The 19,422-nt window shown below is 63.5% G+C and carries 20 protein-coding genes and 1 other RNA gene; 9 read left to right on the forward strand and 12 right to left on the reverse strand.

Features of this window, described 5'->3' with window-relative positions; translation table 11 throughout:
* Positions 1 to 6 precede the first annotated feature (6 nt).
* The 4 genes from ssrS to AC1DDS_RS11835 all read right to left on the reverse strand — a co-directional run bounded on the left by ssrS (position 7) and on the right by AC1DDS_RS11835 (position 1,235).
* Positions 7 to 166, reverse strand: a non-coding RNA gene (gene ssrS / locus AC1DDS_RS11820) — 6S RNA.
* Positions 167 to 314: 148 nt separating this feature from the next.
* Positions 315 to 686: a cell division protein ZapA gene (locus tag AC1DDS_RS11825; RefSeq protein ID WP_477479078.1), complete on the reverse strand. Its 372-nt coding sequence runs from the start codon at positions 684 to 686 to the stop codon at positions 315 to 317.
* Positions 687 to 729: 43 nt separating this feature from the next.
* A complete protein-coding gene (locus AC1DDS_RS11830) occupies positions 730 to 1,002 on the reverse strand; it encodes a DUF4164 domain-containing protein (protein WP_310421780.1) in 273 nt (90 codons plus the stop codon).
* A gap of 71 nt (positions 1,003 to 1,073) precedes the next feature.
* Positions 1,074 to 1,235 carry a hypothetical protein gene (locus AC1DDS_RS11835; protein ID WP_477479079.1) on the reverse strand — a complete coding sequence of 54 codons (162 nt, stop codon included), beginning with the start codon at positions 1,233 to 1,235 and terminating at the stop codon, positions 1,074 to 1,076.
* 99 nt (positions 1,236 to 1,334) lie between these two features.
* On the opposite strand from AC1DDS_RS11835, the gene tkt reads away from it, so the two are divergent.
* Both tkt and gap read left to right on the forward strand, forming a co-directional pair.
* Positions 1,335 to 3,317, forward strand: coding sequence for a transketolase (gene tkt / locus AC1DDS_RS11840; RefSeq protein WP_477479080.1), 1,983 nt, complete (start codon positions 1,335 to 1,337; stop codon positions 3,315 to 3,317).
* 71 nt (positions 3,318 to 3,388) lie between these two features.
* Positions 3,389 to 4,390, forward strand: coding sequence for a type I glyceraldehyde-3-phosphate dehydrogenase (gene gap / locus AC1DDS_RS11845; RefSeq protein WP_477479081.1), 1,002 nt, complete (start codon positions 3,389 to 3,391; stop codon positions 4,388 to 4,390).
* Between the two features lie 82 nt (positions 4,391 to 4,472).
* Here the strand turns inward: gap and AC1DDS_RS11850 are convergent, their stop codons facing one another.
* Positions 4,473 to 4,757 (reverse strand): hypothetical protein, encoded by a 285-nt coding sequence (locus AC1DDS_RS11850; protein ID WP_477479082.1) that lies wholly within the window; start codon positions 4,755 to 4,757, stop codon positions 4,473 to 4,475.
* Here AC1DDS_RS11850 and AC1DDS_RS11855 point away from each other — a divergent pair.
* The gene (locus AC1DDS_RS11855; RefSeq protein WP_477479083.1) at positions 4,756 to 5,952 is read left to right on the forward strand and encodes a phosphoglycerate kinase; all 1,197 of its coding nucleotides are present in this window, start codon (positions 4,756 to 4,758) and stop codon (positions 5,950 to 5,952) included. The genes AC1DDS_RS11850 and AC1DDS_RS11855 overlap by 2 nt on opposite strands.
* Before the next feature lie 345 nt (positions 5,953 to 6,297).
* Positions 6,298 to 7,323, forward strand: coding sequence for a class I fructose-bisphosphate aldolase (locus tag AC1DDS_RS11860; RefSeq protein ID WP_477479084.1), 1,026 nt, complete (start codon positions 6,298 to 6,300; stop codon positions 7,321 to 7,323).
* Positions 7,324 to 7,718: 395 nt separating this feature from the next.
* Here AC1DDS_RS11860 and AC1DDS_RS11865 read toward each other — a convergent pair whose 3' ends face one another.
* The gene (locus AC1DDS_RS11865) at positions 7,719 to 7,874 is read right to left on the reverse strand and encodes a hypothetical protein (RefSeq protein WP_477479085.1); all 156 of its coding nucleotides are present in this window, start codon (positions 7,872 to 7,874) and stop codon (positions 7,719 to 7,721) included.
* A 168-nt stretch (positions 7,875 to 8,042) separates the two neighbouring features.
* Between AC1DDS_RS11865 and AC1DDS_RS11870 the strand changes: the two genes are divergently transcribed.
* The 3 genes from AC1DDS_RS11870 (at position 8,043) to rcdA (ending at position 10,378) form a co-directional block, all read left to right on the forward strand.
* Positions 8,043 to 9,308 (forward strand): MFS transporter, encoded by a 1,266-nt coding sequence (locus AC1DDS_RS11870; protein WP_477479086.1) that lies wholly within the window; start codon positions 8,043 to 8,045, stop codon positions 9,306 to 9,308.
* The gene (locus AC1DDS_RS11875; RefSeq protein WP_310421759.1) at positions 9,305 to 9,493 is read left to right on the forward strand and encodes a DUF1192 domain-containing protein; all 189 of its coding nucleotides are present in this window, start codon (positions 9,305 to 9,307) and stop codon (positions 9,491 to 9,493) included. Before AC1DDS_RS11870 ends, AC1DDS_RS11875 begins: the two co-directional genes overlap by 4 nt.
* A gap of 366 nt (positions 9,494 to 9,859) precedes the next feature.
* Complete coding sequence (gene rcdA / locus AC1DDS_RS11880) at positions 9,860 to 10,378, forward strand: protease adaptor protein RcdA (RefSeq protein ID WP_310421755.1); 519 nt, start codon at positions 9,860 to 9,862, stop codon at positions 10,376 to 10,378.
* A gap of 139 nt (positions 10,379 to 10,517) precedes the next feature.
* Here rcdA and rpmE read toward each other — a convergent pair whose 3' ends face one another.
* The gene (gene rpmE / locus AC1DDS_RS11885) at positions 10,518 to 10,739 is read right to left on the reverse strand and encodes a 50S ribosomal protein L31 (protein WP_310421752.1); all 222 of its coding nucleotides are present in this window, start codon (positions 10,737 to 10,739) and stop codon (positions 10,518 to 10,520) included.
* Between the two features lie 192 nt (positions 10,740 to 10,931).
* Here rpmE and AC1DDS_RS11890 point away from each other — a divergent pair, with 192 nt between their 5' ends.
* The gene (locus AC1DDS_RS11890; protein ID WP_477479087.1) at positions 10,932 to 12,743 is read left to right on the forward strand and encodes an ABC transporter transmembrane domain-containing protein; all 1,812 of its coding nucleotides are present in this window, start codon (positions 10,932 to 10,934) and stop codon (positions 12,741 to 12,743) included.
* A 399-nt stretch (positions 12,744 to 13,142) separates the two neighbouring features.
* Positions 13,143 to 13,808, forward strand: coding sequence for a hypothetical protein (locus AC1DDS_RS11895; RefSeq protein ID WP_477479088.1), 666 nt, complete (start codon positions 13,143 to 13,145; stop codon positions 13,806 to 13,808).
* Between the two features lie 396 nt (positions 13,809 to 14,204).
* On the opposite strand, the gene AC1DDS_RS11900 is transcribed toward AC1DDS_RS11895, so the two are convergent.
* The 5 genes from AC1DDS_RS11900 to AC1DDS_RS11920 all read right to left on the reverse strand — a co-directional run bounded on the left by AC1DDS_RS11900 (position 14,205) and on the right by AC1DDS_RS11920 (position 19,418).
* Entirely contained in the window at positions 14,205 to 15,236 is a 1,032-nt protein-coding gene (locus AC1DDS_RS11900) for a peptidoglycan -binding protein (protein ID WP_477479089.1), read from the reverse strand.
* A 3-nt stretch (positions 15,237 to 15,239) separates the two neighbouring features.
* On the reverse strand, positions 15,240 to 16,319 hold the full coding sequence (locus AC1DDS_RS11905) for a flagellar motor protein MotA (RefSeq protein WP_477479090.1): 1,080 nt from the start codon (positions 16,317 to 16,319) through the stop codon (positions 15,240 to 15,242).
* A 212-nt stretch (positions 16,320 to 16,531) separates the two neighbouring features.
* Positions 16,532 to 17,332 (reverse strand): inositol monophosphatase family protein, encoded by an 801-nt coding sequence (locus tag AC1DDS_RS11910; RefSeq protein WP_477479091.1) that lies wholly within the window; start codon positions 17,330 to 17,332, stop codon positions 16,532 to 16,534.
* 62 nt (positions 17,333 to 17,394) lie between these two features.
* Positions 17,395 to 17,958: an elongation factor P gene (gene efp / locus AC1DDS_RS11915; protein WP_477479092.1), complete on the reverse strand. Its 564-nt coding sequence runs from the start codon at positions 17,956 to 17,958 to the stop codon at positions 17,395 to 17,397.
* 143 nt (positions 17,959 to 18,101) lie between these two features.
* Entirely contained in the window at positions 18,102 to 19,418 is a 1,317-nt protein-coding gene (locus AC1DDS_RS11920; RefSeq protein WP_477479093.1) for a tetratricopeptide repeat protein, read from the reverse strand.
* Between the last annotated feature and the right edge of the window lie 4 nt (positions 19,419 to 19,422).

The following is a 19,422-nucleotide window of genomic DNA, read 5'->3' on the forward strand; positions in this document are numbered from 1 at the left end:
GAGAGAGCGCGATCCACGACGACCGATGGTTTTTTTACGATCCCGGGTGCCTACAAAGTAGGTGGGCGCCGTATAGCCGGACCCACGGGCCCGGTCAGGGACAGCTCCCTTGAGATCGTGTATGGCCCCGGGGATTGTGGTTACCTGTCGGGAAGCGCAGACCGCCTAGTAGATATAGGATGAATCGGCCCCGTCCGCCAGTGTGTTTCGATCGATGTCGGACTGGTCGTTGCTGCAAGCTATAGCCTGGCTATTGTCCGGTCACTCAGCGGGTGCGGACAACAGTTTGACGAGGCCGCAAACACTGGATGCATCTAGTTGGCGGCTGGTCGGCCCGTCAGCTTCGCCGTCATCCCCTGAATCTGGCTCGTCAGTTCGCTGAGCGCCTGGGCGATCGTTTCCTCTTCACGCGAGAGGTCGCCAAGCGCATTCTCCCGCTCGCGCCGCAATCCGGCGACTTCCGCCTCCAGGGCTTGCAGCCGACGCGTGACTTCGCTCAGCTCATCCATCACCATGATGCCGGCCATCACGGTCAGGCGCAGATCGCCAATCTCGCCGAACTGCCCCTTCAGATGACCGACGTAGCGATCGAAACCGGAGGCAAGATCGGTCAGATGCTGCTCCTGCCCTTCCTCGCAGGCCATGCGATAGGCCTTGCCGTCGATCAACACCGTTACCTGCGCCATCGGATGTTCCCGTGCTTCCTAGCGGATCGCCGTATGCGTCCCATCAGCGGTCGAGCACCGCCCTGATCGTCTCCATCGCGGTCACCAGCCTTCGGGACACCTCGCGATTGACCTCTTCGAGGCGGTTCGCCCGAAATTCCGACTCGTCAAGCTCCTGGGCCAGGCGGGAGCGATCCGTGTTGACGCGCCGAACCTCGCTCTCGATCTCGCCGTGATTCCGCTCACGGTCGAAGCGCATCTCCAGTGCGTTGTCGAGGCCTGCCAAAGCCTTGCGCAACTGTTCGATCGCCGTCCGGACTGTCTCTCCTGCCGCCATAACGCCTTCACCGGCACATCAAGTGTAGCTGTCGAATCGAGCTGGCTGTCGCCTGCTCCAAGGACTTGACACTATTCAACACCGAGCGCCAGCGTCAACCGCGCGGCGAAGCGGCGATGTGTTCGACTGTGGATGAGGGGTTTATTGCGGTGCAACAGATCGTCCCGAGCGGCCTTTCCGGCTTTGCCTTTTCCGCCGGCAAATTGCCGCAAAAGGCGGCGAAAGCGGCTCAATTCGTTGACTCCCGCAGCGCACCTGCTATGTGTCAGCCGCTCTCTGCCCGGTGCCCCAGCAGGCATCGGCCCCGACACCCCGATTGATTTGGAACAGTCATGATCTCTCGCGAAAAACACGACCGGATGGCGAATGCTATTCGCTTCCTTTCCATGGACGCCGTGGAGAAGGCAAACTCCGGCCACCCCGGCCTGCCGATGGGCGCTGCGGACATCGCAACGGTGCTTTTCACCCGCTTCATGACCTTCGATCCAAAGGCGCCGTCCTGGCCGAACCGCGACCGTTTCGTGCTGTCGGCCGGCCACGGCTCGATGCTGCTCTATTCGCTCCTCTACCTCACCGGCTATGAGGACATCACGATCGACGAGATCAAGAATTTCCGCCAGCTCGGCGCCAAGACCGCCGGTCACCCGGAATACGGCCACGCCGCCGGCATCGAGACGACCACCGGTCCGCTCGGCCAGGGCATTGCCAATGCCGTCGGCATGGCGATCGCCGAGCGCAAGCTGCGCGACGAGTTCGGCTCCGAGCTGATGGAGCACTATACCTACGTGCTTTCCGGCGACGGCTGCCTGATGGAAGGCATCAGCCAGGAGGCGATCTCGCTCGCCGGTCACCTGAAGCTCAACAAGCTGATCGTGTTCTGGGACGACAACAACATTTCGATCGACGGCCCGATCTCGATCGCCGACAGCACCGACCAGCACGCCCGCTTCCGCGCCTCCGGCTGGAACACGATCGCCGTCGACGGCCATGATCCGGACGCCATCGCCGCTGCCATCGAGCAGGCGCAGAAGTCCGACAAGCCGACCATGATCGCCTGCAAGACGACGATCGGCTTCGGTGCCCCGAACAAGGCCGGCACCCACAAGGTCCACGGCTCGCCGCTTGGCGCCGACGAGATCGCCGCCACCCGCAAGGCACTCAACTGGGAATCCGAAGCTTTCGTCGTTCCCTCCGACGTGCTCGACGCCTGGCGCCTCGCCGGCCTGCGCTCGACCAAGGCGCACAAGGAATGGCAGGAGCGCCTGGAGAAAGCCGATGCCGAGAAGCGCGTGCAGTTTGTCCGCCGCTTTGCCGGCGAACTGGAAAGCGGCCTGGGTTCGGCCATCCTCGAGTACAAGAAGAAGCTTGCCGAGACGAAGCCCTCGCCCGCGACCCGCAAGGCGTCTGAGGACGCCCTCGAAGTCATCAACGGCGTGCTGAAGGAAACGATCGGCGGCTCGGCCGACCTGACCGGCTCCAACAACACCAAGACCAGCCAGACCGCGTCGATCACGCCGGACGACTTCTCCGGCCGCTATATCCACTGGGGCGTGCGCGAGCACGGCATGGCGGCGGCAATGAACGGCATGGCGCTGCACGGAGGCCTGATCCCCTATTCCGGCGGCTTCCTGATCTTCTCGGACTACTGCCGTCCGTCGATCCGTCTTGCCGCGCTGATGGGCATCCGCGTCATCCACGTCCTGACCCACGACTCGATCGGTCTCGGCGAGGACGGCCCGACGCACCAGCCGGTCGAGCACATGGCCGCCCTGCGCGCCATTCCGAACCTCTTGATGTTCCGCCCGGCCGACGCCACCGAGACGGCCGAGTGCTGGCAGCTGGCGCTGGAAAACAAGCACCGCCCCTCCGGCCTGGCTTTGACCCGCCAGAACCTGATGGCGGTCCGCACCGAGTTCGAGGAGCAGAACCTCTGCGCCAAGGGCGCCTACGACCTGATCTCCGCTGCCGACGCCAAGGTGACGATCTTCGCCACCGGCTCCGAGGTCGAGATCGCAGTCAAGGCCTGCGAGGCGTTGACGGCCAAGGGCGTTGCCACCCGCGTCGTCTCCGTCCCCTGCTTCGAGCTGTTCTACGAGCAGCCGGAAGAGTACCAGAAGGCGATCATCGGCAATTCGCCGGTCAAGATCGCCGTCGAGGCCGGCATCCGCCAAGGCTGGGATCACATCATCGGTTCCGACGGCACCTTCGTCGGCATGAGCACCTTCGGCGCGTCCGGCCCCTACAAGGAACTCTACCAGCATTTCGGCATCACGCCTGAAGCGGTGGTCGCCGCTGCGGAAGCCAAGCTGGCCTGATCTTCGGCCGGCGCGCCTGACCGGCGCGCCGGCCTTTTTGCATATCAACGTTTGACAGGGAGAGTCCTGAAATGACCGTAAAAGTTGCCATCAACGGCTTCGGCCGCATCGGCCGCAACGTGCTCCGCGCCATCATCGAATCCGGCCGTACCGACATCGAAGTCGTCGCCTTGAACGACCTCGGCCCGGTCGAGACCAACGCTCACCTGCTGCGTTACGATTCGGTTCACGGCCGGTTCCCGCACACCGTCACCGTCGATGGCGACACCATCAACGTCGGCCGCGGTCCGATCCGCGTCACCGCCATCCGCGACCCGAAGGAACTGCCCTGGGGCGACGTCGACATCGCGCTGGAGTGCACCGGCCTGTTCACGACGAAGGAAAAGGCAGCCGCTCATCTCGCCAACGGTTCCAAGCGCGTCATCGTCTCGGCCCCGTGCGACAACGCCGACAAGACCATCGTCTACGGCGTCAACCACAACACGCTGACCAAGGACGACCTCGTCATCTCGAACGCCTCCTGCACGACGAACTGCCTGGCGCCGGTCGCCTACGTTCTCGACAAGGCCTTCGGCATCGAGAAGGGCTACATGACGACGGTTCACGCCTATACGGGTGACCAGCCGACCCTCGACACCATGCACAAGGACCTCTACCGCGCCCGCGCCGCGGCGCTGTCGATGATCCCGACCTCCACCGGTGCCGCCAAGGCCGTCGGCCTCGTGCTGCCGCAACTGAAGGGCAAGCTCGACGGTTCCTCGATCCGCGTACCGACCCCGAACGTCTCGGTCGTCGACTTGAAGTTCGTGCCGAAGCGCAACGTGACCGCCGAGGAAGTCAATGCCGCCATCAAGGCCGCCGCCGAAGGCGAACTGAAGGGCATTCTCGACTACGTCACCGACCCGCTGGTTTCGATCGACTTCAACCACGACAGCCATTCGTCGAGCTTCGCCGCCGACCAGACGAAGGTCCTCGAGGGTAACCTCGTCCGCGTCCTCTCCTGGTACGACAACGAGTGGGGCTTCTCGAACCGCATGTCCGACACCGCAGTCGCGCTCGGCAAGCTGATCTAAGGCAAGTCAGACGACACCCGGGCAGATGTCCAGGTGTCGTCCGTGACACGGCGCTTGGTGTTGAGGCGCCATCTACCCTCCGTCACCCCGGACCTGATCCGGGGTCCAGTTGCGTCGCGTCTGCGGCGCGGAAGTTTATCTTGCGCTCAAGACTTGAGCGCGCTGGATGCCGGATCAAGTCCGGCATGACGGCGAAGATGCGGCCGTTGCTCCATGAGCCCCCATGGCAAAGCTGGTTCACTATCAGCTTGTCCAGATACATCCCGCCGACTGGATTGAAGGTGGGACACTCCGAAACGTATATTGCAGCGATTTTGCGCGTTCGGCGCGCGGTGCTTTCGGCCCAGAATTCGAGGAGCGGTGCCATGACCTTCAAGACCCTAGACAACCTCAACGACATCGCCGGAAAGCGCGTGCTCGTCCGCGTCGACCTCAACGTCCCCGTCAAGGACGGCAAGGTCACCGACGCAACGCGCATCGAGCGGGTCGCCCCCACGATTCTCGAACTGTCGAAGAAGGGCGCCAAGGTTATCCTGCTCGCCCATTTCGGCCGCCCGAAGGGTCAGCCGGTCGCCGACCAGTCGCTGTCGCAGATCGTTTCGGCCGTCAACGACGTGCTCGGCAAGCCGGTCGCCGTCGCCCAGGACTGCATCGGCGACCACGCCAAGGCCGCCGTTGACGCAATGAAGGACGGCGACATCCTGCTACTGGAGAACACCCGCTTCCACGCGGGTGAGGAAAAGAACGACGCCGAGTTCACCAAGGCGCTTGCCGCCAACGGCGACATCTATGTCAACGACGCCTTCTCCGCCGCCCACCGCGCCCATGCCTCAACCGAAGGCCTCGCCCGCCTGCTTCCCGCCCATGCCGGCCGCACCATGCAGGCCGAGCTCGAAGCGCTGGAAAAGGGCCTCGGCAATCCGAAGCGCCCGGTCGTGGCCATCGTCGGCGGCGCCAAGGTCTCCACCAAGATCGACCTCTTGATGAACCTTGTGAAGAAGGTCGACGCGCTTGTCATCGGCGGCGGCATGGCAAACACCTTCCTCGCCGCCCGTGGCACCAATGTCGGCAAGTCGCTTTGCGAGCATGACCTCGCCGACACTGCCAAGCAGATCATGATCGAGGCTGCGACCGCCGGCTGCGCCATCATCCTGCCGGAAGACGGTGTCGTCGCCCGCGAATTCAAGGCGGGCGCGGACAACGAGACCGTCGCGATCGACGCGATCCCTGCCGACGCCATGGTGCTCGACGTCGGTCCGAAGTCGATCGAGACGGTCAAGGCCTGGATCTCGCGCGCGCAGACGCTCGTCTGGAACGGCCCGCTCGGCGCCTTCGAGATTGCCCCCTTCGACGCGGCCACGGTTGCAGCGGCCAAACACGCTGCCGCCCGCACGAAGGAAGGAGCGCTGATCTCGGTCGCCGGCGGCGGCGACACGGTCGCAGCGCTCAACCATGCTGGCGTTGCCGACGACTTCACCTACGTCTCCACCGCCGGTGGCGCCTTCCTGGAATGGATGGAAGGCAAGCCGCTGCCGGGCGTCGACGTGCTGCAGCAGAAGTAGACCACGGCCGGCTCCCAACCGCTCCGTCATCCCGGCCTTGAGCCGGGATCCAACCGCCCCGCGTCTGCGGCACGCGAGACTCCTTCCGCGCCCAAGGACTTGAGCGCGCTGGATGCCGGATCAGGTCCGGCCTGACGAAGGAGCAAGAGCCGCAACCAGCCTCCAACGCTCAGCTACATCACTGGTCGATAGACATGGCCCCCTCCACCCAAGGGAGGGGGCCATTTTCGTTGACGCCCCACCTGCGCTGGCCGAAGATGGCGAAAGGTGCGGCCGCAAATGGCTGCCGATGCAGAAGGACAGGAGAGGAAACAAGATCAATGCCGTGAGGCAAGGGAGAAAAGCATGAGCGAGAGACTGGAAGACATTGCTGCCGCCATAGTCGCGACCGGCAAAGGCCTGCTTGCCGCCGACGAATCCACCGCCACCATCAAGAAACGCCTCGACAGCATCGGCGTCGAATCCACCGAGGCCTCCCGGCGCGACTACCGCCAGATGTTGTTTTCCGCCGAAGAGGCGATGCGCTCTTTCATTTCCGGCGTCATCCTCTACGAGGAGACCCTGTTCCAAAAGGCGTCCGACGGCCGGCCGCTGACCGAGATCATCCGCGCCGCCGGTGCGATCCCCGGCATCAAGGTCGACACCGGCGCCAAACCGATGGCAAACTTCCCCGGCGAGAAGATCACGGAGGGGCTCGACGGCCTTGCCGACCGGTTGGCTAAATACCGCGAGGCCGGCGCGCGCTTCGCCAAGTGGCGCGGCGTCATCGCCGTCTCCGAGGTGCTTCCGAGCTACGGCGCGATCAAGGCCAATGCCCATGCCCTCGCCCGCTACGCCGCCCTCTGCCAACAGGCCGGCATCGTGCCGATCGTCGAGCCCGAAGTCTTGATGGACGGCGAGCCGGGTGACCATTCCATCCTGCGCTCACAGGACGTGACCGAGGAAACGCTGCGCATCACCTTCGAGGAACTGGCCGACCAGCGCGTCCGCCTCGAGGGCATGATCCTCAAGCCCTCCATGGTCATCGACGGCAAGAAGGCGCGAGGGGCGTCCATCGAGGAGGTTGCCGAGCGCACCATGCGCGTGCTGAAACGCACCGTGCCGGCAGCGGTACCCGGCATTGCCTTCCTTTCCGGCGGGCAGTCTACCGAAGAGGCGACCGCCCACCTATCGGCCATCAATGCCTTGGGTCATCATCCCTGGAAACTGACATTTTCCTATGGCCGCGCCTTGCAGGCCGAGGCGCTTGCCGCCTGGGGCGGCAGGCCGGAGAATGTCGCCGCCGGCCAGCGCGCCTTCGTCCACCGGGCAAAAATGTGCAGCCTTGCCGCCAAGGGCGAATGGAAGAAGGAGATGGAAAGCGCAGCCTGACTGCAGCGAACGGCTGCAAAATGCGCAAGCGGCCTTGCGTTTACCCGCCGTCGACCTACATGTCGGGTAACGTCAACGAACAGAAAGGAAGGTGATCCAATGTCTAATGAGATTTCGGACCTCGTGACGGCACTGGGATTTGTGGTGGCAGCAGCGAGGCAGCCCTCGTTCTGAGTCCCACCTTCCTCGGACCCATCGGTCCGGGCCTGTCACACAGGGCCAAACCTCATGGAGGGCCGCCGAAGGGCGGCCCTCTTTGATTCGCAGGTGCGGCAGGGGCAGATGCTGCCCGGCCAGCAGCGCATCAGCAACAGAACAAGATCAGCCCGGCAAGTTGCTCCTCGAAAATAGCGGAACCACCAGCAGCCGCGCACGGTTTGCGGGCGGACTCGGATTTACGGGCGGATCAACACCGTCAGCATCATCAGCGCGATCGCGCCGACGGCAATCTTCCAGAAGTCTCGCCGCCGCCGCAGGCCGGGCAGCCCAAGCGGGCGCAACAGATGCAGCGCCATGGCGATCAGGAGTAGAAGCGGCAGAACTTTCGACATGACATGTTCCCTTTTATCGCTTCCTGTCACAAGGCGGACACTTTTCCAAGCCGTGGGTTGCCATCGCGACGGCGCAACCAGGCCGACTTGATTCTCGTCAAGATTCGGCTTTGGAAATCATGTGCTTGTCTGCATAGTCGTTCCGGTCGCAGGCTTCAGGGATACTCGATGCGAAAAAATCTCCTTTCCGTCTTCGCGCTTTTGCTCGGCACCCTGTTCCTCTTCCTCGGCAACGGCCTTCATGGCCTGCTGCTGCCGATGCGCGGCGCCCATGAGGGCTATGCGACCACGCTTCTCGGCCTGCTCGGCACGTCCTGGGCGAGCGGCTTCGTGCTCGGCTGCCTGCTGGCGCCCAAGATCGTCAAGCGCATCGGCCACGTGCGGGCCTTTTCCGGCTTTGCCTCGCTGATCGCCATCATCGCGCTTTTGACCGGCATCCTCGTCGATCCGATCTGGTGGGTGGCGCTGCGTGCCGTCACGGGCTTCTCCATCGCCGGCACCTCGATGATCATCGAGAGCTGGCTGAACGAGCGGGCGACGAACGAAAGCCGTGGCGCGATCTTTTCGCTTTACGTCGCCATCACCCTCTTCGGCGTGGTCGGCGGCCAGATGATGGTGCCGCTCGGCGATATCGGCACGCCGATCCTCTTCATGGTCGCGGGCATCCTCTATTGCCTGGCGATGCTGCCGACGACGCTATCGACTGCCGCCTCCCCCCAGCCGCTGAAGCAGGTCCGGCTGGACATACCGGCGTTGTTCCGTACCTCGCCAGTGGCCTGCGTCGGCATCGTGCTGATCGGTATCGCCAACGGCGCCTTCGGCACGCTCGGCGCCGTCTTCGGTGCCGAGGCCGGGCTGACGGCGAGCTCGATCGCACTGATGATGAGCGTCACGATTTTCGCGGGCGCCGTCATGCAACTGCCGGCCGGCCGCGTTTCCGACCGGGTCGACCGCCGCTACGTGCTGGCCGCACTCTCGGCCGTCGCTGCCGCGTCGGGACTTTTCATGTTCGTTCTGCAGCCCGCCTCCGTCACCCCTCTGTTGATCGTCATCGCGCTCTATGGCGCGGCGGCGAATGCGCTCTACCCGATCGCCGTCAGCCATGCGAACGACTTCGCCAGCCCGGAGGATTTCGTAAAGGTGTCCGGCGGCCTGCTGCTGCTCTACGGCATCGGTACGATCATCGGCCCGACCCTCGGCGGCCCGGTGATGTCGACGGTCGGTCCCTATGCGTTGTTCCTCGTCACCTTCGCCGCACACCTCTTGATCTCGGCCTACGCGATCTTCCGCAGCCGCCGCCGGGCTGCCCTTCCCGCGGTCGCCCGTGAGGCCTTTACAAATCCAGGCACGCTGACGACACCGGAAAGCCTGCGTCTCTCGCCGCGCGCAAGTCAGGAGACGGGTTCGCACCCGACAACGGAGGATGGAAAATGAGCATGTCTGATGACGACAGGCCGGTCAAAAAGCTGGCACACGAGATCGGCAGCGATCTGTCGCTGCTTTCGGTCGACGAGTTGGCAAACCGCATCGCGCTGCTCAAAGAGGAGATCGCACGCCTCGAGGAAGAGAAGATCCGGAAAGGGGCGAGCCGCTCGGCGGCTGAAAAACTGTTTCGTTAACAATTCTGCTCTGGTCGAAACGATCAACACGAGTCAGGCGATACGGTTAACTGGCCATTAAGCATCATGCGCTATTAATCGTGTATCCGGACTTTTCCGGATTCAGACATTTTCGCCGCTTGGGGAATGGGTCTGATTTTCTCCCTGTTTTACCTTGAGAGCCGCTTCCCGCGGCTCTTTTTTTGCGTGCTTTCCCGCTGTCTCGCAATGCTGTAAAGAATTGTGGAGATTAACCCTTTCTTAAGATCGTGCTTGCGGGAAATCGGCTATGAGAACATTCTGCCCGCATGAAAACGACCCAGCGGAACACTTCTCCGAGCGTCGTGGCATCTTAATCGTGATCGCGTTAAACAGGATAATGGGGCCATGTCTGATAGAGGACTGAATACCGTCAGCTTCGCCGGTCACGTCGCGACGTCGTCGCAGTTCAAGAACCTGTACGCCGAAGGCATGGGGCTGGTGGAGGAGACGGCGAGCTACCTCGACGGCCCGGGCCGTCAGGCTGCCAAGGTGCTGCCGCGCATGGCATCCGTTCTCTACGCCGCCGAATCTATGCGGCTGACGACCCGGCTGATGCAGATGGCCTCCTGGCTGCTGCTGCAGCGTGCCGTGAACAATGGCGAGATGACGCGCGACCAGGTGCTCTCGGAAAAGAGCAAGGTGCGTCTGGACGGCTTCAACGTCGATCGTGCGGCGCCGGGCTGGAACGAGCTGCCGGAGTCATTCCGAGACCTCATCGAGCGCTCGCTGCGCCTTCAGAACCGCGTCGCCCTGCTCGACCGCGAAATGTATCGCCCGCAGGACGTCCAGACCTTCGTGCCGGACAACCAGAACAGCGTCCAGGCACAGATCAACCTGCTGCACACGGCTTTTGGCAACAACTAACCGCTCTCGGCGCACCGAAGGCAACCGCAACCCGGCCATCAGCCGGGTTTTTTGTTGTCCGGACGCGGTCGCAGGTGTAAGCGGGCAACAAAAAAGCCCGGGCAAACCCGGGCTTCGAAAATCGCTAGAGCGGATCGACTTAGAGGCCGAGGCCTTCGAAGCGCTTCTTGAACTTGGAAACGCGGCCGGCGCGGTCCATAAGCTGCTGGTTGCCGCCGGTCCAGGCCGGGTGCGACTTCGGGTCGATTTCAAGGTTCATGACCGCGCCTTCGGTGCCCCAGGTCGAACGGGTTTCGTACTCGGTACCGTCGGTCATGACGACCTTGATGGTGTGGTAGTCGGGATGGATATCAGCCTTCATGACAATCTTCCTGCAGGTTCCGGAGACCATTTGTCGCAATCGGTTGCGGCAGCCGGGCCAAAGACGTAAATGAAGCCGCGACCGACAGGCCAGCGGCTTCCCAATTCGATGGCGAGCCTATACATGAAGGCCGGCGGGATAACAAGAGCCGAAAGATAATTCGTGCCGCAACGTACCGGAAATGAGGTAAACGTGAGCAAAGAACCCGAGGCCGGCGCGGAGCGCAAGACCGAACGCAAATCGCTCCGACCGCTCGCAGCGATTGGCCCCTATCTCACCCGCTACCGCGGCCTCGTCTCCGGCGCCCTCGTCGCCCTGGTTGCCGCCGCCGTCACCACGCTGGCGCTGCCGATGGCCGTGCGGCGGATGATCGACCACGGCTTCTCCGGATCTGATGCCGGTTTCATCGACACCTACTTCATGATGCTGGCGGCGCTGGCGATCCTCTTGGCGCTCGCAAGCGCCTTTCGCTACTATTTCGTCATCACGCTCGGCGAGCGCATCGTCTCGGACCTGCGCCGCGACGTGTTCGATCATGTGACGCGTCTGTCGCCCGCCTTCTTCGACCAGAATCAGTCCGGCGAGATCGTCTCGCGCCTGACCGCCGACGCGACCCAGATCAAGTCCGCCGTGGGGGCGACGGCGTCGGTGGCGCTGCGCAACCTGATCCTGTGCCTCGGCGCGATTGCCATGATGATCTACACGAGCCCCAAGCTTTCGAGCTTGGTGCTGGCAGCAATCCCGATCATCGTCTTCCCGCTGGTCGCCTTCGGCCGCTCGGTGCGCCGCCGCTCGCGCCAGGCGCAGGACACGCTTGCCTCCGCCTCGGCCTACGCCGGCGAGGCGATCGGCGCGGCGCGCACGGTACAGGCGTTCAACGCGGAGCAGTCCGCGCGCAACCGCTTCGGTGATGCTGTTGAAACCGCATTCGGCGCGGCCCGCGCGGCCATCCTCGCCCGCTCGCTCCTGACCGGCTTTGCCATCGCCATGGTGTTCGGCAGCGTCGTGGCTGTCCTCTGGTTCGGCGCCCAGGACGTCCTCTCCGGCAACATCTCCGCCGGCACGCTCGGCCAGTTCCTGCTCTACTCGGTTTTTGCCGCCGGCAGTCTCGGCTCGCTCTCGGAGGTTTGGGGCGAACTGTCCCAGGCCGCCGGCGCTGCGGAGCGCCTGAGCGAACTTCTCGACGAGAAGCCGGCGATCACCGCGCCCGCGCATCCGACCGCCCTTCCCGTCCCCCCGCGCGGCGCGCTCGACTTTTCCGACGTTCATTTCGCCTATCCCTCGCGCCCCGGCTATCGCAGCCTCAATGGCCTGACGTTCTCGATCAGGCCCGGCGAGACGGTGGCGGTCGTCGGCCCCTCTGGCGCCGGCAAGAGCACGATCCTGTCGCTGATCCTGCGCTTCTACGATCCCACCAGCGGCACGGTGACACTCGACGGCGTCGACCTGCGCTCCGCCGAGCCCGAAGAGGTCCGCAGCCGCATCGCCGTCGTGCCGCAGGACGTGACGATCTTCGCCTCCACGATCGCCGACAACATCGCCTTCGGCCTGCCGGGCGCTTCACCGGAACAGGTCCGCGCCGCCGCCGAGGCCGCACAGGCGGAAGAATTCATCAACCGGCTTGACCACGGCTTCGACACGATGGTCGGCGAGCGCGGCATCACGCTCTCGGGCGGCCAGCGGCAGCGCATCGCGATTGCGCGCGCAATCCTGAAGGATGCCCCGCTGCTTCTCCTCGACGAAGCGACCTCCGCGCTCGACGCCGAGAGCGAGAAGCTGGTGCAGAAGGCGCTGGACGGATTGATGGGCCATCGCACGACGATCGTCATCGCCCACCGGCTTGCGACCGTGCTGAAGGCCGACCGGATCCTCGTCATGGATCATGGCCGTATCGTCGAGGAAGGCACGCATCAATCCCTCGTCCGCCATGGCGGGCTCTATGCCAAGCTGGCGCGCCTGCAATTCGACGACGGCGCCGAGGAGCAGTCGACGGCGGCGCAGTAACCCCTTCCGCCGCAGCCGACCGGCGGGGATAGCAACGACGCGATCTGTGGCCAAGCCGGCAATCGACGTTCTGCTCGGTGGAAGCGGTACGGCGGCTCGGGCAACGATCTGCTTGGCGGTGGCGCGGGCCAGGATGCGCCGAAAGCAGTCACGGCGTCGGCTAAGCGCCCCCATTGCAGTCATTAATAGATTGCCGGGCCTAAGCTCAATGCCGAAGTGCATTGAGTGCTTGCGGAGTTGTAGATTTCTGGAATAGCTGGCAAGCGATGTAGCTATTCATAGAGCGATCAGTACCAGACATGTTGGTCGAACGGATCACATTCAAACACGGTCCTATGCCCGAGGCGCGGCCACTGTGGATGTACCTGTATCGACATCGCGTTTACAAGGGGATGACTAATGATCGATGAGTCGGACGACGATCTGCGCAAGCTGGGCTCGAACCTATCTCGCACAATAGGTTCCGACAATCTGATCGACACGGTCACCCTTTTGGGAGATGCCGGCCTCAGTGTGGCGACCGATACAATCGCCGGACTTCCCATATTTAGCGGTTTGGTGAGCGGCGCACGTGCGCTCGTTAGCCTTCGACAGGAATTGGACTTTAAGAAGCTCTGCAAGTTCCTGGACGGCGTCGACGAGGCATCCCCTGCAAAGCGCAAGCAGTTCACGGACAATCTGCAGGACGAAGGAAGGCTTGGGGAGTTTGGTCAACAGATACTGCTCATCATGACCAGGCTGGACGACCTGAGCAAACCCGGCATGGTGGGACGAGTTCTCGCCGCACATATTGACGGGCATATCGAGTATCGCAAAGCAATGCGGCTCGCGGCTATCATCGATCGCAGCTATGCCGAGGACTTGGATTATCTGAAGACCTTTACACCCGGCGTGCAGCGGGAAGGCTCCGACATTGCGGCCATGCTCCATGCCGTCGGCCTCCTCGCAACGGGTGGTCTCGATGGAGGAACGATCGGCGACGCCCTTAGTGGCGGCGTCATATACGAACTTAACGAGTATGGTGAGCTGCTGCTGAAATACGCTTTCGAAAAAGACAAGAGGTGACGATGGCCTTCCGATCCGACTGTTTCGAGGATGATTTAATGTCTGCGGCGCAGGAAGCCGCGAAAGAAGAACTCCATGCGATGCTCGCGTCCATACGGGGATCTCGGTGCTTGCCCGCTGGGCCATTCGGGGCGTCGGCACCTCTTGATCGTTTGTCTGAGTTAGACTTGCGCTGCCCAGCAGCGGACGTTCTGTAATCGGCCCCAAGCCAGTCGAAGATGTGCTATGGCCTGAATGTCTGTTTCGGAAGCGCAAAGCGCTCATCGTGCCAAGATCGCCAAATGGCAGGTTTGGGCCAGAAGCGGGCGTTAGTGGCATTGGCTACCTAATTCCTAGCAAGAGCTACCGGTGCAAGGCGTGCCCCCTTCCCCGACGGGAGGGAAAAGCTGGCCCCCGCTATTTTTCCGTCAGTTTCAGCTCGATCCGCCGGTTGGTCGCGCGGGCCTGCTCGCTTTCGCCGGGTGCCAGGGGCTGGAATTCGCCGAAGCCGGCGGCGACAAGGCGATCGGCGGGGACGCCCCTGGAAATCAGGAACTTGACGACGGAAGTCGCGCGCGCCGAGGAGAGCTCCCAGTTGTCTGCGTATCTCCCGAATCCGGACAATGGCACGTTGTCGGTATGACCGTCGACACGCAGCACCCAGTTGATTTCCGGCGGGATTTCCTTGGCGAGATCGAGGAGTGCTGCGGCGAGCTTGCCCATTTCCGTCTGGCCGTCGGGGTTCAGTTCGCTGCTTCCGGACGGAAACAGCACCTCGGACTGGAACACGAAGCGATCGCCGACGATGCGGATGTTTTCGCGGTCGGACAGGATTTCCCGCAGGCGCCCGAAGAAATCGGACCTATAGCGATTGAGCTCCTGAACCCGCTGTGCGAGCGCGACGTTGAGACGACGGCCGAGATCGGCGATCTTCGCCTGCGAGGCCTGATCCTTGGCCTCCGAGGCCTGCAGCGCACCTTCGACCGCCGCGATCTGGCTCCGAAGTGCCGCGATCTGCTGGTTGAGCAGTTCGATCTGGCTCATCGCGCGTGCGCTCACCTGCTTTTCGGCGTCGAGCGATTCATTGAGGCCCGCGACCCGGGCGTTGGCGGCGTCCGATGCGCCGGCACCCTGGTTCAGCATCTGTTGCAGCCGCGAACGCTCGCCTTCGGACTCCGCCAGCGAGGCCTGCAGATTGACCAGCGTGTCCTCGAGATCCTGCTTGCCGCTTTTTTCCAGCGCCAGCAGTTGGGTCAGTTCGTTGACCTGGCTCGTCAGTCGGTTGAGAACCTCATCCTTGCCGGTGATCTCGCGGCTCAGGAAGAACTGGGCGAGCACGAACACGCACAGCAGGAACATGATGGCGAGCAGCAGCGTCGACAGGGCATCGACGAAGCCCGGCCAGTAGTCGACGGCCCGTTGCGAGCGGCGGTTGCGGGCGAGCGCCATGGGTCATTCGCCTCCGGCCTGGTCGCGCAGCCGCTCGTTGTCACGGCCCCGATCGGAGGAACGTTCGCCATTGGTCCGCGCCGCCAACCGGTCAAGCGTTCGGCGCAGGGCCTTGGCCTCGTCCTGCTGCCCCTCGATCCAGTCGCGCAGCATCTGCTGCTCGCTGCGCATGTTCTTGACGAGACCCTGGATACCTTCGGCAAGGCTCGCCATGGCCGCAGTCGAGCGGCTATGTCCGCCGTCCTGGGAGAGCTTCAGGATCTGCTCGGCGAGCGCCTTGATATCCGCCGCATCGCCGCTATCGGCAGCCAGGCTGGGCGACAGTTCCGAGGAAACGTCGGTGACCGACGACAGCCAGTTTTCCAGCTCCATGTAGAAGCGGTTTTGCGCGCGCCCCGCCTGCAGGTCCAGAAAGCCGAGAATCAACGAGCCGGAGAGGCCGAACAGCGAGGTCGAAAACGCCGTGCCCATGCCGGAAAGCGGCGCTGACAACCCCTCCTTCAAGACTGTCAGCACGTCGTTTGCCGTCCCGGCGCCGGCGTCCAGCGACTGGATGACGGTGTTGATCGAGCCGATCGTGCCGAGTAGACCCCAGAAAGTGCCGAGCAGGCCGAGAAAGACCAGCAAGCCGATGAGATAGCGCGACGTGTCGCGCGATTCGTCCAGGCGGGTGGCGATCGAATCGAGGATCGAGCGCAACGCAGTCGTGGAGATCGCGATCGCATGATGCTTGCCGATAAGCGCCCGCATCGGCGCGAGCAGGACCGGATCGCGGCCAACCTTCTCGGCACTGCCGGCGGCGCGGAACGAATTGAACCAGCGCACCTCCGGCCGGAGCGAAAGCACATGGCTGAAAACGAGCAGGATGCCGATCAAAAGCACGCCGAGAATCAGGCCATTGAGGCCGGGATTACTGACGAAGGCGGCGTGGGCCTGGCGAAACAGGATCGCCGCGACGAAGCCGACGATGATCAGGAAGATCACCATCGTCCAGAAGAACGGCATCGGACTCGACAGTTTGTGGGGGTAGACGTCCCCGGTCTCGGCCGCCCCCTCCCAATCCGACAGCGCCAGCTTTGCCATAGTCCCCGCATCTCCTGCTTCAGTGCGATGAAAGCCTAGAGGAAGATTGCGCCGAATTGAAGAGCTTGCTCATAACCTTACGTTGGACAGTGCACAGCCTTGGCGGCCCTTTGGCCCCGGCTCGCGCTTGCCGGGCGGCGCGACGGCAGCGGTCGCGGCTTCCGCACGAACGGAACCGCGAGCCAATGTGGACGCCGGTCGAGATATCGCCCCTATCGCGTCGGCACCGGACGATGCAGCACCTCGGAAAGCGCCTTGTGGATATGTTCGTTGCCGGCCACGATCGTGCCGGTTTCGAGCATGGCATTGCCACCGTTCAGATCGCTGACAAAACCGCCGGCCTCGCGGATCAGCAAAATGCCGGCCGCGACGTCCCATGCCGAAAGGTCGCGCTCCCAGAAACCGTCGAAACGGCCGGCGGCGACAAAGGCGAGATCGAGGGCGGCCGCCCCCATCCGGCGGATACCGGCCACTTCACCCATGGCATGGCGCAGCTCGATCAGGAACTTGCCGTGATTGCCGCGGCCAAGGTGTGGCACGCCGCAGCCGATGACGCAGTCCGACAGTTCCTTGCGCGCAGCGACCCGCAGACGGCGATCGTTCAGGAAGGCGCCGCCGCCCTTTTCGGCGGTGTAGAGCTCGTCCGTTGCCGGGTTGAGCACGACGGCTGCGACGATCTCACCGTTGCGTTCCAGCGCGATCGAGGATGCGAAGGTGGGAATGCCATGCAGGAAGTTGGTCGTGCCGTCGAGCGGGTCCACGATCCAGCGGTGCGCGCCGTCCGTTCCCTTGATCTCCTCGCTCTCCTCGCCCAGGAAGCCATAGGTCGGCCGGGCCTTGAGGAGTTCATCGCGGATCAGCTTTTCGGCCTTGCGGTCCGCCTGGGAAACGTAGTCGCCCGGCCCCTTCAGCGACACCTGGAGGTTCTGCACCTCGCCGAAATCGCGTGCGAGCGACTTGCCGGCCTTGAATGCGGCCTGAACCATGACGTTGAGAAGAGCTGAGCGAGCCATCGGGGCTTGTCCTTGTTATTAGTCCGGCGGGCATTGACTGTCGCCGCCGGCGGATATCGGTGTCAATCGGCGCGGCGGAGATAGGTGATCTCGTTGGTGTCGACGAGAATGCGTTCCCCGGCCTCGACGAAGGGCGGAACAAGAACCCGTACGCCGTTTTCCAGGATCGCCGGCTTGTAGGACGACGCCGCCGTCTGCCCCTTCACCACCGGGTCGGCCTCGGCCACCGCCAGAACGACCTGGTCGGGCAGCGAGATGCCGATCGGCTTGTCGTTGTAGAGCTGGACCGTGACCATCATCCCGTCCTTCAGGAAGGCGGCGCGGTCGCCGACGAATTCCTTCTGCAATTCGAGCTGGTCATAGGTGTCGACATCCATGAAGACGAGGCCCTCGCCCTGCTCGAACAGGAACTGGAAGTCCTTCTTCTCGAGTTCGACGCGCTCGACCGTCTCCGACGAGCGGAACCGCTCGTTGAGCTTGGTGCCATCGATCAGGTTCTTCAACTCGACCTGGTTGAACGCCCCGCCCTTGCCAGGCTTGACGGTGGTGCTTTTAACCGCTGCCCAAAGACCACCATTGTGCTCGATGACATAGCCCGGCTTGATTTCGCTGCCGTTGATTTTCATGAGAGTTCCGTAGAGAAAATCGCCGGCTCCGCGCAATTGACGGGATCGCGAACCGGCTATGCGGCCTCAAGACCATAAATCCCTTAAAAGTTCAAGCCTCGCGCGCGGAACGCAGCCATTCGCCGGCCGCAATGCTCCGTCCTTCAGCGCGGCCGAAACTTGTTTGCCGCGGCGATCGCCGCCTTCTGCTGTTCGTCGGTCAGGCCGAGATAGAAATCCTCCAGCCCATCGTCGTTCAAACCGGCGCGGCGCGACAGCACGAACCATTTGCCGGCCTCGATCGGATCCGGCCGCGTTCCGAGCGCGTTGATATAGAGATAGGCCAGCCGGTTCTGCGCCACGACGTTGCCGCCGTTCGCCGCCTTCTTCAACCAGTTGAAGCCCGCCTCATAGTCCTTCTCGCCCGCCACCCCGTTGACGAGCCAGATGCCAAGGTCGAGCTGGGCGGTGTCATATCCGGCGCGTGCGGCGCGCAACAGCCATTCACGGGCACGCTTGGTCTTCTCCGGCGGCAGATTCGCGAGATTGGTGTAGATCTGCGCCAAGGCGTATTGCGCATCGGCAATGCCCTGCTCAGCGGACTTTTCATAATAGGGCATCGCCGCGCGGAGCCCCTTTTCGCCGGGGCTGTCGGCAACGAGAATCTGGGCATAGTTGAACTGTGCCGAAGGATTGCCCGCCTCGGCCGATTTCTTCATCAGTTCGTCCGCCTTCTTGCGATCGCGCGGAACGATCCGGCCTTCGATCAGAAGCAGCGCATATTTGAACATTCCGGCCGGGTCGCCGCCTTCGGCGGCCTGCTTGTACCAGAAGGCCGCCTCATTGCGGTCGCGCTTGACGCCGAGGCCTTGATCGAAGAGCTCGGCCACCAGCGTTTGGGCGGCCGCGTCGCCTCCCTGGGCGCGTGGGAGGGCTAGATCCATCGCGGTCAGGTAAAAGCCGCGCTGATAGGCGCCATAGGCCTCGTCCAGCTTGCCGGTATAGGCCTTTTCCGCTGGCAGGTCCGGAAGCGGTGCTCCCATGCGGTCGAGGACGCTCAACCCCTCCGAGGGCCCCTGCAGTTGCTTTTCCTTGTCCGCATCATTCGCACCCTTCGCCGAGATGCGCCCCGCGGGGTCGCCGCCGGCAGGATCGAGAAGTCGCGATGTGCGCTGATCGGGCGCTGGTCCGTCCAGCGCCTCGGTCTCGGTGTCAGTGGCTTCCGGGGCTTTCGAAGGTGCGGCAGTTGCCGTGCCGCTTCCATCGGTGACACCGGGCGGCGTGGCCGGAGCAGCCTGAACGCTTTCGCCAGCCACCGCAGGCACCGAAGCGCCCGTTTCGCCCGATGTTCCCGGAGCAGGCTCCTGCGCCACGGTCGGCTTCGGCGGCTCTTCGGCATATGTGACCGGCGCGCCGGCGCCCAGCGCACAGCACAAAAACGTCGTCAACCGCAATGACCAAAGATCGGAAGCCCTCTTCATGCGC

It is taken from the genome of Mycoplana sp. 10N416, from assembly GCF_056394765.1.

Excerpts from the sequence above, each read along its gene's own strand:
- tkt (WP_477479080.1), top strand. The coding sequence starts at position 1,335 with ATGATCTCTCGCGAAAAACACGACCGGATGGCGAATGCTATTCGCTTC.
- AC1DDS_RS11825 (WP_477479078.1), bottom strand. The coding sequence starts at position 686 with ATGGCGCAGGTAACGGTGTTGATCGACGGCAAGGCCTATCGCATGGCC.
- AC1DDS_RS11855 (WP_477479083.1), top strand. The coding sequence starts at position 4,756 with ATGACCTTCAAGACCCTAGACAACCTCAACGACATCGCCGGAAAGCGC.
- AC1DDS_RS11860 (WP_477479084.1), top strand. The coding sequence starts at position 6,298 with ATGAGCGAGAGACTGGAAGACATTGCTGCCGCCATAGTCGCGACCGGC.
- AC1DDS_RS11870 (WP_477479086.1), top strand. The coding sequence starts at position 8,043 with ATGCGAAAAAATCTCCTTTCCGTCTTCGCGCTTTTGCTCGGCACCCTG.
- AC1DDS_RS11900 (WP_477479089.1), bottom strand. The coding sequence starts at position 15,236 with ATGGCGCTCGCCCGCAACCGCCGCTCGCAACGGGCCGTCGACTACTGG.
- efp (WP_477479092.1), bottom strand. The coding sequence starts at position 17,958 with ATGAAAATCAACGGCAGCGAAATCAAGCCGGGCTATGTCATCGAGCAC.
- rpmE (WP_310421752.1), bottom strand. The coding sequence starts at position 10,739 with ATGAAGGCTGATATCCATCCCGACTACCACACCATCAAGGTCGTCATG.
- AC1DDS_RS11910 (WP_477479091.1), bottom strand. The coding sequence starts at position 17,332 with ATGGCTCGCTCAGCTCTTCTCAACGTCATGGTTCAGGCCGCATTCAAG.
- rcdA (WP_310421755.1), top strand. The coding sequence starts at position 9,860 with ATGTCTGATAGAGGACTGAATACCGTCAGCTTCGCCGGTCACGTCGCG.
- gap (WP_477479081.1), top strand. The coding sequence starts at position 3,389 with ATGACCGTAAAAGTTGCCATCAACGGCTTCGGCCGCATCGGCCGCAAC.
- AC1DDS_RS11850 (WP_477479082.1), bottom strand. The coding sequence starts at position 4,757 with ATGGCACCGCTCCTCGAATTCTGGGCCGAAAGCACCGCGCGCCGAACG.
- AC1DDS_RS11875 (WP_310421759.1), top strand. The coding sequence starts at position 9,305 with ATGAGCATGTCTGATGACGACAGGCCGGTCAAAAAGCTGGCACACGAG.
- AC1DDS_RS11865 (WP_477479085.1), bottom strand. The coding sequence starts at position 7,874 with ATGTCGAAAGTTCTGCCGCTTCTACTCCTGATCGCCATGGCGCTGCAT.
- AC1DDS_RS11895 (WP_477479088.1), top strand. The coding sequence starts at position 13,143 with ATGATCGATGAGTCGGACGACGATCTGCGCAAGCTGGGCTCGAACCTA.
- AC1DDS_RS11905 (WP_477479090.1), bottom strand. The coding sequence starts at position 16,319 with ATGGCAAAGCTGGCGCTGTCGGATTGGGAGGGGGCGGCCGAGACCGGG.
- AC1DDS_RS11830 (WP_310421780.1), bottom strand. The coding sequence starts at position 1,002 with ATGGCGGCAGGAGAGACAGTCCGGACGGCGATCGAACAGTTGCGCAAG.
- AC1DDS_RS11920 (WP_477479093.1), bottom strand. The coding sequence starts at position 19,418 with ATGAAGAGGGCTTCCGATCTTTGGTCATTGCGGTTGACGACGTTTTTG.